Origin of the sequence: Streptomyces sp. NPDC021012 (assembly GCF_044333355.1) — a bacterium.
GTDB lineage: Bacteria > Actinomycetota > Actinomycetes > Streptomycetales > Streptomycetaceae > Streptomyces.
This window is the reverse complement of sequence record NZ_JBIRQU010000001.1, coordinates 234,021-246,731: the sequence shown is the minus strand read 5'-3', so window position 1 is coordinate 246,731 and position 12,711 is coordinate 234,021. Positions and strand designations below refer to the sequence as shown.

Sequence of the window (12,711 nt, the reverse complement as noted above, 5' to 3'; positions counted from 1 at the left end):
CCATGAGCCGTTCCGCCCACCCCGCCGGGCCCCGCCACGCCGATGTCCTCCCCGAGGGGCACTACTCCGCTCCGCCCGCCGACCTCAACCTGCTCGACCCCAAGATCTGGGCCCGGACCGTCAAGCGCGACGAGCGGGGGGTCGCCACCGTCGGCGGTCTCGCCGTCGACGCCCTCGCCGAGGAGTTCGGCACGCCCGCCTACTTCCTCGACGAGACCGACTTCCGCGCCCGCTGCCGCGCCTGGGCCGAGGCCTTCGGCAAGGACGCCGACGTGTTCTACGCCGGGAAGGCCTTCCTCTCCCGCGCCGTCGTGCGGTGGCTCAAGGAGGAGGGACTGAACCTCGACGTGTGTTCCGGGGGCGAGCTGACCACCGCTCTCTCCGCCGGGATGCCCGCCGAGCGCATCGCCTTCCACGGGAACAACAAGAGCGACGACGAGATCCACAAGGCCGTCTCGGCCGGTGTCGGGCGGATCGTGCTCGACTCCTTCCAGGAGATCGTGCGGGTCGCCCACGTCGCGCAGTCCCTCGGCAAGCGGCAGCGCGTGCAGATCCGCGCGACCGTCGGCGTCGAGGCGCACACGCACGAGTTCATCGCCACCGCCCACGAGGACCAGAAGTTCGGGATCTCGCTCGCCGGCGGGCAGGCCGCCGAGGCCGTGCGGCGGGCCCTCACGCTGGACGGCCTCGAGCTCGTCGGCATCCACTCGCACATCGGGTCGCAGATCTTCGACATGGCCGGCTTCGAGGTGTCCGCGCGGCGCATCGTGCAGCTGCTCGCCGAGGTGCGGGACGAGCACGGGGTCGAGCTGCCCGAGATCGACCTCGGAGGCGGGCTCGGCATCGCGTACACCTCCGAGGACGACCCGCGCGAGCCGCACGAGATCGCCAAGGCGCTGAACGAGATCGTCACGCGGGAGTGCGAGGCCGCCGGGCTGCGGACGCCCCGCATCTCCGTGGAGCCGGGGCGCGCCATCGTCGGCCCCACCGCCTTCACCCTCTACCGCGTCGGCACCGTCAAGCCGCTCGAAGGGCTGCGGACGTACGTGAGCGTCGACGGCGGCATGTCGGACAACATCCGCACCGCCCTGTACGACGCCGAGTACAGCGTCAGCCTCGTCTCGCGGACCAGCGAGGCCGAGCCGATGCTCTCCCGCGTCGTCGGCAAGCACTGCGAGAGCGGCGACATCGTCGTACGGGACGCCTTCCTGCCCTCGGACCTGGCGCCCGGCGACCTCGTCGCCGTGCCGGCCACCGGCGCGTACTGCCGCTCCATGGCCAGCAACTACAACCACGCCCTGCGGCCGCCCGTCGTCGCCGTCCGCGACGGCGAGGCGCGGGTCATCGTCCGGCGCGAGACGGAGGAAGATCTCCTGCGTCTCGACGTGGGCTGATGAAATAGTCGCGTGGTCAAATAGCCGCGTGATGAAATCGGTGTCTCAGGATCCGGACGAGGGGCTGAATCCCCCGTCCGGTGAGTGAGACTGGTTCTCCGTAGAGAACCGTAGAACTACGAGACCGTAGAGATACGAAGTAGTACGAGGAAACGAGGTCGGATGATGCGTACGCGTCCGCTGAAGGTGGCGCTGCTGGGCTGTGGTGTGGTCGGCTCAGAGGTGGCGCGCATCATGACGACGCACGCCGACGACCTCGCCGCGCGCATCGGCGCGCCGGTCGAGCTCGCCGGCGTGGCCGTCCGCCGGCCCGACAAGGTCCGCGGGGGAGTCCCCGCCGAGCTGATCACCACCGACGCGACCGCCCTCGTCAAACGCGGGGACATCGACGTCGTCGTCGAGGTCATCGGCGGGATCGAGCCGGCCCGCACCCTCATCACCACCGCCTTCGAGCACGGCGCCTCCGTCGTCTCGGCGAACAAGGCGCTGCTCGCCCAGGACGGCGCGAGCCTGTACGCCGCCGCCGAGCAGCACGGCCAGGACCTCTATTACGAGGCCGCCGTCGCCGGCGCCATCCCGCTGATCCGGCCGCTGCGCGAGTCCCTCGCCGGCGACAAGATCAACCGGGTGATGGGCATCGTCAACGGCACGACGAACTTCATCCTCGACAAGATGGACACGTCCGGCGCCGGCTACTCCGAGGCGCTCGACGAGGCCACCGCCCTCGGGTACGCCGAGGCCGACCCCACCGCCGACGTCGAGGGCTTCGACGCCGCCGCCAAGGCCGCCATCCTCGCCGGGATCGCCTTCCACACGCGCGTGCGCCTCGACGACGTCTACCGCGAGGGCATGACCGAGGTCACCGCCGCGGACTTCGCCTCCGCCAAGCAGATGGGCTGCACCATCAAGCTGCTCGCGATCTGCGAGCGGGCCGCCGACGGCGGGTCCGTCACCGCGCGCGTGCACCCCGCGATGATCCCGCTCAGCCACCCGCTGGCCTCCGTCCGCGAGGCGTACAACGCGGTCTTCGTCGAGGCGGAGGCCGCCGGGCAGCTCATGTTCTACGGCCCCGGGGCGGGCGGCTCGCCGACCGCCTCGGCCGTTCTCGGCGACGTCGTCGCCGTCTGCCGCAACCGTCTCAACGAGGCGACGGGCCCCGGCGAGTCCGCGTACACCCAGCTGCCCGTGAGCTCCATGGGCGAGGTCGTCACGCGGTACCACATCAGCCTCGACGTGGCCGACAAGCCGGGCGTCCTCGCCCAGGTCGCGACGGTCTTCGCCGAGCACGGCGTATCCATCGATACGGTGCGCCAGCAGGGCAAGGACGGCGAGGCATCGCTCGTCGTCGTCACCCACCGCGCGCCCGACGCCGCCCTCTCCGGGACCGTCGAGGCGCTGCGCAAGCTCGACACCGTGCGCGGTGTCGCCAGCATCATGCGTGTTGAAGGGGAGTAAGGACCCATGACCCACAAGGGCACCCACCAGTGGCGCGGCATCATCGAGGAGTACCGGGACCGCCTTCCGGTCACGGACACGACGCCGGTCGTCACGCTCCGTGAGGGCGGCACGCCGCTCGTCCCCGCTCAGGTCCTCTCCGAGCGCACGGGCTGCGAGGTGCACCTCAAGGTCGAGGGCGCCAACCCCACCGGCTCCTTCAAGGACCGGGGCATGACCATGGCCATCTCCAAGGCCAAGGAGGAGGGCGCGCAGGCCGTCATCTGCGCGTCCACCGGCAACACCTCCGCCTCCGCCGCCGCCTACGCGGTGCGCGCGGGCATGGTGTCGGCCGTGCTCGTCCCGCAGGGCAAGATCGCGCTCGGCAAGATGGGCCAGGCCCTCGTGCACGGCGCGAAGATCCTCCAGGTCGACGGCAACTTCGACGACTGCCTGACCCTGGCCCGCGGCCTCTCCGAGAACTACCCGGTGGCGCTGGTCAATTCGGTCAACCCGGTCCGCATCGAGGGCCAGAAGACCGCCGCGTTCGAGATCGTGGACATGCTGGGCGACGCCCCCGACATCCACGTCCTGCCCGTGGGCAACGCCGGCAACATCACGGCGTACTGGAAGGGGTACCGCGAGTACGCCGCCGACGGCCTCGCCACCCACCGCCCGCGCATGTGGGGCTTCCAGGCCTCCGGCTCCGCCCCGCTCGTGCGCGGCGAGGTCGTCAAGGACCCCTCGACGATCGCCACCGCGATCCGCATCGGCAACCCGGCCTCGTGGGACTACGCGATCGCCGCGCGCGACGAGTCGGGCGGCTTCATCGACGAGGTGACGGACCGTGAGATCCTCCAGGCCTACCGCCTGTTGGCCGCCCAGGAGGGCGTCTTCGTCGAGCCCGCCTCGGCCGCCTCGGTCGCCGGTCTGCTGAAGGCCGCCGCGCAGGGCAAGGTCGACCCCGGCCAGAAGATCGTCTGCACCGTCACCGGCAACGGCCTCAAGGACCCCGACTGGGCCGTCGCCGGCGCGCCGCAGCCGGTCACCGTCCCGGTCGACGCCGCGGCCGCCGCCGAGCGCCTCGGCCTGGCCTGAAAAACGGGCCAGGGGCCGGGAACAGGCAAGTCCCGCCGGTTCCTGATCGGGTGAAACCCGATCAGGAACCTACATAGGCGCACAGGATGGCTCGCGACACGCATCGTGCGCCTCCTGTGCGCCCTATGTCGCCACAGAACCTTCCTTCGATAGGCTGTACCGAACCCGCCCCGTCGCATATGCGCGGTGTCGTTGCCGTTGTCGCCTCCGCGGCCGAAACGGCCCCCGGCCCCCGGGTCTCCGAGTACTTCGTCTTGAATACCCGTTGTCTGAAACACCGTTTTCGCGATCAAGGAGAGTCAACGAGCGATGGCCGGTCCAGCGTTCCGCGCCGCCGCCGTACGGGTGCGCGTCCCCGCCACCAGCGCCAACCTCGGCCCGGGCTTCGACGCCTTCGGCCTGTCGCTGGGGCTCTACGACGACGTCGTCGTCCGGGTCGCCGACTCCGGGCTGCACGTCGACATCGCCGGTGAGGGCGCCGAGACGCTCCCGCGCGACGAGAGCCACCTGCTCGTACGCTCCCTGCGCACGGCCTTCGACCTGCTCGGCGGACAGCCGCGCGGCCTCGAGGTCGTCTGCGCCAACCGCATCCCGCACGGCCGCGGCCTCGGCTCCTCCTCCGCCGCCATCTGCGCCGGCATCGTCGCCGCCCGCGCCGTGACCATAGGCGGGGACGCCCGGCTCGACGAGGCCGCCCTCCTGGAGCTGGCCACCGAGATCGAGGGCCACCCCGACAACGTCGCCGCCTGTCTGCTCGGCGGATTCACGCTCGCCTGGACCGAGTCCGGCGCCGCGAAGGCGATCAGGATGGATCCCTCGGATTCCATCGTTCCGGTGGTTTTCGTCCCCGGCAAGCCCGTACTGACCGAGACCGCCCGCGGACTCCTGCCGCGCACCGTCCCGCACGTGGACGCCGCCGCCAACGCCGGCCGCGCCGCCCTCCTCGTCGAGGCGCTGACCCGCCGCCCCGAGCTGCTGCTCGCGGCCACCGAGGACCGGCTGCACCAGGAGTACCGGGCCCCCGCGATGCCCGAGAGCATCGCCCTGGTGAACCGGCTGCGCGCGGACGGCGTCCCCGCGGTCATCTCCGGCGCGGGCCCCACGGTCCTCGCGCTGGCCGAACACGGGACGGCCGACAAGGTCGCCCGCCTCGCGGGCGAGGGCTGGGCCGCGAACCGGCTCGACCTCGACGCGTCCGGAGCGAGCGTCCTGCCGCTGGCGCCCTAGGCGTGTGGCGGCCGGGGCGCCGGGCAGCGCCTCGGACAGGAGATTGCCGGTGAGGGAGAGGGGGAATGTTTGTTGGAGCCGGTAGTGTTAACCTCAAGTCTGCACCCGACCTCTTTGTGGAGCGGTGCGGAGTGTCCCCATCAGGGACCACCCATTCTTCCGGGAGCCTCCCCAACTGCCTGAGCAGCCTGCCTGAGCAGTTTTGAGCACGCTCCGGAACCGGCACGACACCCCTCGCTCTTCTTCGAGTCGAGGGCCGAGCAGGGGGCGCTCGGGCCGGACCCAGCACGTTCTCTCTCCGCCGTACCCGGCGGGACCACCGCCCCGGACACGGTCCAAGAACCAGGACCCTGCCGGACAGCACAACCGGTCGCCGAGCCAGATGGCCGACGTCCGCTCCAGGGAAGGACCCTTCGTGAGCGACACCACCGATCTGATGGGCGTGACTGCCGACAGCAGTGTCGACACCGCCGCGCCCGCCGCAGGTGCCACGGGCACCGCACGGCGCCGCCGCTCCGGCACCGGCCTCGACGGCATGGTCCTGGCCGAGCTGCAGCAGGTCGCGTCCGGCCTCGGCATCAGGGGCACCGCGCGGATGCGCAAGAGCCAGCTGATCGAGGTCATCAAGGAGGCGCAGGCCGGAGGCTCCGCCGCCCCCGCCAAGACCGCCGACGCCGCCGACGCCAAGCCGAAGCGCCGCGCCACCTCCAAGGCCCGCACGGGCGAGACCGCCGAGGCCGCCGCGCCGAAGGCGGAGAAGGCCGAGAAGGCCGTCGCCCAGCAGCAGATCGACATCCCGGGCCAGCCCGCCGCCGACGACGCCCCGGCCGGTGAGCGCCGCCGTCGCCGTGCCACCGCCCCCGCCGGTTCGCCGGAGGGCGAGGCCAAGGCCGAGGCCGCCCAGATCGTCAAGACCGAGGCCCGTACCGAGACCCGCGAGGTCAAGGCCGAGCCGCAGGCCGACGCCAGGGCCGAGGGCGCCGTCGACGGCGCCGAGGGCCGCGGCCGCCGCGACCGCGGGGAGCGCGGCGACCGCCGTGACCGCCGTGACCGCCAGCGCGACCGCAAGGGCGACGAGCAGCAGGGCGGCGGCCAGGGCGGCCAGCGCCAGCGCCAGGGCGGCCAGCAGGGCCAGGGCGCCCAGGGCCAGCAGGGCGGCCAGCAGGCCGGCCCGCAGGACGAGGACGACTTCGAGGGCGGCCGTCGCGGTCGTCGCGGCCGCTACCGCGACCGCCGCGGCCGTCGTGGCCGTGACGACTTCCAGGCCGGCGAGCCGCAGGTCGCCGACGACGACGTCCTGATCCCCGTCGCGGGCATCCTCGACATCCTCGACAACTACGCGTTCATCCGGACCTCCGGCTACCTGCCCGGCCCGAACGACGTGTACGTCTCCCTCGCCCAGGTCCGCAAGAACGGCCTGCGCAAGGGCGACCACGTCACCGGCGCCGTGCGCCAGCCGAAGGAGGGCGAGCGCCGCGAGAAGTTCAACGCGCTGGTCCGCCTGGACTCCGCCAACGGCATGGCCGCCGACTCCGGCCGCGGCCGCCCGGAGTTCAACAAGCTGACCCCGCTCTACCCGCAGGACCGCCTCCGCCTGGAGACGGACCCGGGCGTGCTGACCACCCGCATCATCGACCTCGTGTCGCCGATCGGCAAGGGTCAGCGCGGTCTGATCGTGGCCCCGCCGAAGACCGGCAAGACCATGATCATGCAGGCGATCGCCAACGCGATCACGCACAACAACCCCGAGTGCCACCTGATGGTCGTCCTGGTCGACGAGCGTCCGGAAGAGGTCACCGACATGCAGCGGTCGGTCAAGGGCGAGGTCATCTCCTCGACCTTCGACCGTCCGGCCGAGGACCACACCACCGTCGCCGAGCTGGCCATCGAGCGCGCCAAGCGCCTCGTCGAGCTGGGTCACGACGTGGTCGTCCTGCTCGACTCGATCACCCGCCTGGGCCGCGCGTACAACCTCGCGGCGCCCGCCTCCGGCCGCATCCTGTCCGGTGGTGTCGACTCGACCGCGCTCTACCCGCCGAAGCGCTTCTTCGGTGCCGCGCGCAACATCGAGGACGGCGGCTCGCTGACCATCCTGGCCACCGCGCTGGTCGACACCGGCTCGCGGATGGACGAGGTGATCTTCGAGGAGTTCAAGGGCACCGGCAACATGGAGCTCAAGCTCGACCGGAAGCTCGCCGACAAGCGCATCTTCCCGGCCGTCGACGTCGACGCCTCGGGCACGCGCAAGGAGGAGATCCTCCTCGGCAGCGACGAGCTCTCCATCACCTGGAAGCTGCGTCGCGTGCTCCACGCGCTCGACCAGCAGCAGGCGATCGAGCTGCTGCTCGACAAGCTCAAGCAGACGAAGTCGAACGGCGAGTTCCTGCTCCAGATCCAGAAGACGACGCCGGGCGGCAACAACGACTGAGGCGAGATCCGCGTCACACGACGAGAAACGGGCACCGCGCTCGTAACCCCGTCGTGACCTGCGTAAACCACTGCGCCCACCGTGTTCCGCACGGTGGGCGCAGTGCTGTTTCCGGGCAAAGCTCACCCAAACCTCACAGGGTCATATGCAACCCTTTCGGGTGCTTCACCGTCACAGCAGGTGAAACCGAGGCCCGAGGGAAAGACGATGACCGAGCAGAGCAAGAGCGGCCGCGCGCGCGGCGCGGGCAGCGGCCGACGCCGCAAACCGCCCGCCAAGCGGCGCAAGGCGCCGATCCTCATATCGGGGGCCGCCGCGGTCCTCCTCCTCGGCGGCGCCGGACTCGGCTACGTCTACTTCAAGCTCGACGGCAACCTGAAGGGCGTCGACATCAACGCCCAGCTCGGCAAGGAGCGCCCCGACGACGTCGACAACGGCTCCCTCGACATCCTCGTCCTCGGCTCCGACTCCCGCTCCGGCGACAACGGCGCCTACGGCAAGGACGAGGGCGGCGCCCGCTCCGACACCGCGATGGTCGTGCACGTCTACGAGGGCCACAAGAAGGCCAGCGTGGTCTCCATACCCCGCGACACCCTCGTCACCCGGCCCGCCTGCACCGACGCGAAGGGGACCGCCGTCCCCGGCGAGCGGCGCGCCATGTTCAACACCGCGTACGAGGTCGGCGGCCCCGCCTGCGCCGTCAAGACCGTCGAGTCGATGTCCGGCATCCGCATGGACCACTACCTCGAGGTCGACTTCACCGGCTTCAAGAAGCTCATCGACGAACTCGGCGGCGTCGAGATCACCACCACCCGGGCCATCCAGGACCCCAAGAGCCACCTCGACCTCCCCCCGGGCACGCACACCCTCGACGGCGAGCAGTCCCTCGGCCTCGTCCGCACGCGCAAGAGCGTCGGCGACGGCAGCGACCTCGGCCGCATCCAGCTCCAGCAGGCCTTCATGAAGGCCTTCATGAACCAGGTCAAGGACGTCGGCGTCTTCTCGAACCCCGCCAAGCTGTACGGGCTCGCCGACGCCGCCACCAAGGCCATCACGCCCGACTCCGAACTCGACTCCGTCCAGGAGCTGACGGGCTTCGCCAAGGGCCTCGCCGGCATCGGCTCCCAGAACGTCCACATGGTCACCCTGCCCGTCGAGTACGACCCCCGGGACCCCAACCGCGTCGTCCCCCTCGAAGCCCAGGCCGCACAGGTCTGGAAGGCCCTCAAGAGCGACCTGCCGATCCCCGCGTCGGCCACGAAGGACGCCGCCACCGGCAAGGCCGGGGGCGTGGTCAGGTAGCCGGGGAATACATCCGGACCGCCCCCGGTTTGGGGAGATGCGGCCGGTCCTGGCAGACTGGTACGTCGGCCCCGGTTCACGCTGTCCGCAACCCGCGGCGGCGACCCGGCGCCCTCCCGAAACTAGGAGACACCTTGAAGCGCGAGATCCACCCCGAGTACGTCGAGACCCAGGTCAGCTGCACCTGTGGCGCGTCGTTCACCACCCGCAGCACCCTGACCGAGGGCACCATCCGTGCCGAGGTCTGCTCCGAGTGCCACCCGTTCTACACGGGCAAGCAGAAGATCCTCGACACCGGCGGCCGCGTGGCCCGCTTCGAGGCCCGCTTCGGCAAGGCTGCCGGCTCCGCCAAGTAGCGAGCCACTGCGCCGGTCTTCGGCTGCCCCCGTGCGGGGGTGGCCGGGACCGGCGCTTTGCCGTCCCGTAGCAACCCACGAAAACCCAGGAGCCCCCGATGTTCGAGGCGGTCGAGGAACTGGTCGGCGAGCACGCCGACCTCGAGACCAGGCTCGCGGACCCTTCGGTCCACGCCGATCAGGCCAACGCGCGCAAGCTCAACAAGCGCTACGCCGAGCTGACCCCGATCGTCGCCACCTACCGCTCCTGGAAGCAGACCGGTGACGACATCGAGACGGCCCGCGAGCTGATGCACGACGACCCCGACTTCGCCGCCGAGGTCAAGGAGCTGGAGAAGCAGCGCGAGGAGCTCACCGACAAGCTCCGCCTGCTCCTCGTTCCGCGCGACCCCAGCGACGACAAGGACGTCATCCTGGAGATCAAGGCGGGCGCGGGCGGCGACGAGTCCGCCCTCTTCGCCGGCGACCTCCTCCGGATGTACCTGCGGTACGCCGAGCGCGTCGGCTGGAAGACCGAGATCATCGACGCCACCGAGTCCGAGCTCGGCGGCTACAAGGACGTCCAGGTCGCCGTGAAGACCAAGGGCGGCAACGGCGCCACCGAGCCCGGCCAGGGCGTCTGGGCCCGGCTCAAGTACGAGGGCGGGGTGCACCGCGTCCAGCGCGTGCCCGCCACCGAGTCCGCCGGCCGCATCCACACCTCCGCCGCCGGCGTGCTCGTCACGCCCGAGGCCGAGGAGGTCGACGTCGAGATCCACGCCAACGACCTGCGCATCGACGTCTACCGCTCGTCCGGCCCCGGCGGCCAGTCGGTCAACACCACCGACTCCGCGGTCCGCATCACGCACCTGCCGACCGGCATCGTCGCCTCCTGCCAGAACGAGAAGAGCCAGCTCCAGAACAAGGAGCAGGCGATGCGCATCCTGCGCTCCCGGCTCCTCGCCGCCGCCCAGGAGAAGGCCGAGGCCGAGGCCGCGGACGCCCGCCGCAGCCAGGTCCGCACCGTCGACCGGTCCGAGAAGATCCGCACGTACAACTTCCCGGAGAACCGGATCTCCGACCACCGCGTCGGCTTCAAGGCGTACAACCTGGACCAGGTCCTCGACGGCGACCTGGACGCGATGATCCAGGCCTGCGTCGACGCCGACTCGGCGGCGAAGCTCGCCGCAGCGTAAGGCGGGCGAGACCCGCCGCAGCGCAAGGCGGGCGAAGCCCGCAGCGTAAGGCCCCCCTCAAGCCCCACCCCGCACCACGGAGGACCAGCGTGAACCTGCTGCTTGCCGAGGTGGCCCAGGCCACCCAGCGGCTGGCCGACGCCGGCGTTCCCTCACCGCGTTTCGACGCCGAGGAGCTCGCCGCGTTCGTGCACGGCGTCAAGCGGGGGGAGCTGCACAACGTCAAGGACGCGGACTTCGACGCCCGCTACTGGGAGGCCGTCGCCCGCCGCGAGGCCCGCGAACCGCTCCAGCACATCACCGGCCGGGCGTTCTTCCGCTACCTGGAGCTCCAGGTGGGGCCCGGCGTCTTCGTGCCCCGCCCGGAGACCGAGTCGGTCGTCGGCTGGGCCATAGACGCCGTACGCGCCATGGACGTCGTCGAACCGCTCATCGTCGACCTGTGCACCGGCTCCGGGGCGATCGCCCTCGCGCTCGCCCAGGAGGTGCCCCGCTCGCGGGTGCACGCCGTGGAGCTGTCCGAGGACGCGCTCGCGTGGACCCGCAAGAACGTCGAGGGCTCCCGGGTGGTGCTGCACGAGGGAGACGCGCTCACCGCCCTCCCCGAGCTGGACGGACAGGTCGACCTGGTCATCTCCAACCCGCCGTACATCCCGCTCACCGAGTGGGAGTACGTGGCGCCCGAGGCCCGCGACCACGACCCGGAGATGGCCCTCTTCTCCGGCGAGGACGGCCTCGACACCATCCGCGGCATCGAGCGCACCGCCCACCGGCTGCTGCGCCCCGGCGGCCTCGTCGTCATCGAGCACGCGGACACGCAGGGCGGGCAGGTGCCGTGGATCTTCAACGAGGAGGCCGGCTGGGCCGACGCCGCCGACCACCCGGACCTGAACAACCGGCCGCGCTTCGCGACCGCCCGCAAGGCGATGCCATGACCACGCACGACGCACACGAGGAGGCCGGGAGCTGATGGCACGGCGATACGACTGCAACGAGGCGACCGACCGCGCGACCGGTCTGCGCGAGGCCGCGTCCGCCGTCCGCCGGGGCGAGCTGGTCGTGCTGCCCACCGACACCGTGTACGGGATCGGGGCGGACGCCTTCAGCGGCGAGGCCGTCGGCGACCTGCTCGCCGCCAAGGGCCGCGGCCGCAACATGCCCACGCCCGTGCTCATCGGCTCCCCGAACACCCTCCACGGCCTGGTCACCGACTTCTCCGAGCAGGCCTGGGAGCTCGTCGACGCCTTCTGGCCCGGCGCGCTCACCCTCGTCGCCAAGCACCAGCCGTCCCTCCAGTGGGACCTGGGCGACAGCCGGGGGACCGTCGCCATCCGGATGCCGCTGCACCCGGTCGCGATCGAGCTGCTCACCGAGGTCGGCCCGATGGCCGTCTCCTCGGCCAACCTCACCGGCCACCCGGCGCCGGAGGACTGCGACGCGGCGCAGCAGATGCTCGGCGACTCCGTCTCCGTCTACCTCGACGGCGGCCCGACGCCCGGCATCGTCCCCTCGTCCATCGTCGACGTCACGGGCAAGGTGCCGGTGCTGCTGCGGGAGGGCGCGCTCTCCCCGGAGGAGCTCCGGAAGGTCGTACCCGACCTCGAGGTGGCCAGTTGACCGCGCCTGAGGGGCGTGGCATAGCGGGGCACGAGAACAGCGACACCTTCCGCATACTCCACGTCAGCACCGGCAACGTCTGCCGCTCGCCGATCACCGAGCGGCTGACCCGCCATGCCCTGAGCGTCCGCCTCGGGGACCCCCTCGGCGGTGGCCTGATCGTGGAGAGCGCGGGCACCTGGGGCCACGAGGGCGCCCCGATGGAGACCAACGCGGAACTGGTCCTCGCCGACTTCGGCGCGGACTACAGCGGCTTCGTCGGCCGCGAGCTCCTCGACGAGCACGTCATCCGCGCCGACCTCGTCCTGACCGCGACCCGCGACCACCGCGCGCAGGTCATCTCGATGGGCCACTCGGCGGGCCTGCGCACCTTCACCCTGAAGGAGTTCACCCGCCTGGTCCGCGCGATCGACCCCGCCACCCTGCCGGACCCGCGCGACGAGGGCATGGTGGAACGCGCCCGCGCCCTGGTCCGCGCCGCCGCGGCTCTACGCGGGTGGCTCCTCGCCCCCTCGGTGGACGCCGACGAGGTCAACGACCCCTACGGCGCCCCCATCACCTTCTTCCGCTCGATCGGCGACGAGATCAACCAGGCCCTGGACCCCGTGGTGACGGCCCTGACGGGTGTCAGCGCCGAGCGCTGACGGCCCTCGGCCACGCCCGGCGGTCGGAGGCCGCCG

At 71.5% G+C, this 12,711-nt stretch carries 11 protein-coding genes; all 11 read left to right on the top strand.

Annotated features, from left to right (window positions below; all coding sequences use genetic code 11):
* The first annotated feature begins 2 nt into the window (after positions 1-2).
* The 11 genes from lysA to ACH4TP_RS01060 all read left to right on the top strand — a co-directional run bounded on the left by lysA (position 3) and on the right by ACH4TP_RS01060 (position 12,675).
* Positions 3-1,394, top strand: a complete 1,392-nt coding sequence (lysA, locus tag ACH4TP_RS01110) for a diaminopimelate decarboxylase (protein WP_389236177.1) — start codon at positions 3-5, stop codon at positions 1,392-1,394.
* Positions 1,395-1,556: 162 nt separating this feature from the next.
* Entirely contained in the window at positions 1,557-2,849 is a 1,293-nt protein-coding gene (locus tag ACH4TP_RS01105; protein ID WP_398435121.1) for a homoserine dehydrogenase, read from the top strand.
* A gap of 6 nt (positions 2,850-2,855) precedes the next feature.
* Complete coding sequence (gene thrC, locus ACH4TP_RS01100) at positions 2,856-3,926, top strand: threonine synthase (RefSeq protein ID WP_398189124.1); 1,071 nt, start codon at positions 2,856-2,858, stop codon at positions 3,924-3,926.
* Between the two features lie 309 nt (positions 3,927-4,235).
* The gene (gene thrB / locus ACH4TP_RS01095; RefSeq protein WP_389236173.1) at positions 4,236-5,153 is read left to right on the top strand and encodes a homoserine kinase; all 918 of its coding nucleotides are present in this window, start codon (positions 4,236-4,238) and stop codon (positions 5,151-5,153) included.
* A 415-nt stretch (positions 5,154-5,568) separates the two neighbouring features.
* On the top strand, positions 5,569-7,581 hold the full coding sequence (gene rho / locus ACH4TP_RS01090) for a transcription termination factor Rho (RefSeq protein ID WP_398189120.1): 2,013 nt from the start codon (positions 5,569-5,571) through the stop codon (positions 7,579-7,581).
* 207 nt (positions 7,582-7,788) lie between these two features.
* Positions 7,789-8,883 (top strand): LCP family protein, encoded by a 1,095-nt coding sequence (locus tag ACH4TP_RS01085; RefSeq protein ID WP_398435119.1) that lies wholly within the window; start codon positions 7,789-7,791, stop codon positions 8,881-8,883.
* A 134-nt stretch (positions 8,884-9,017) separates the two neighbouring features.
* Positions 9,018-9,239: a 50S ribosomal protein L31 gene (gene rpmE / locus ACH4TP_RS01080; protein ID WP_015036196.1), complete on the top strand. Its 222-nt coding sequence runs from the start codon at positions 9,018-9,020 to the stop codon at positions 9,237-9,239.
* A gap of 98 nt (positions 9,240-9,337) precedes the next feature.
* Positions 9,338-10,414, top strand: a complete 1,077-nt coding sequence (gene prfA, locus ACH4TP_RS01075) for a peptide chain release factor 1 (protein ID WP_388845157.1) — start codon at positions 9,338-9,340, stop codon at positions 10,412-10,414.
* An 89-nt stretch (positions 10,415-10,503) separates the two neighbouring features.
* A complete protein-coding gene (gene prmC, locus ACH4TP_RS01070) occupies positions 10,504-11,349 on the top strand; it encodes a peptide chain release factor N(5)-glutamine methyltransferase (protein WP_352028391.1) in 846 nt (281 codons plus the stop codon).
* A gap of 34 nt (positions 11,350-11,383) precedes the next feature.
* Positions 11,384-12,031, top strand: coding sequence for an L-threonylcarbamoyladenylate synthase (locus ACH4TP_RS01065; protein WP_389236167.1), 648 nt, complete (start codon positions 11,384-11,386; stop codon positions 12,029-12,031).
* Positions 12,028-12,675, top strand: a complete 648-nt coding sequence (locus ACH4TP_RS01060; protein WP_389236165.1) for a protein-tyrosine-phosphatase — start codon at positions 12,028-12,030, stop codon at positions 12,673-12,675. Before ACH4TP_RS01065 ends, ACH4TP_RS01060 begins: the two co-directional genes overlap by 4 nt.
* Positions 12,676-12,711: the final 36 nt, after the last annotated feature.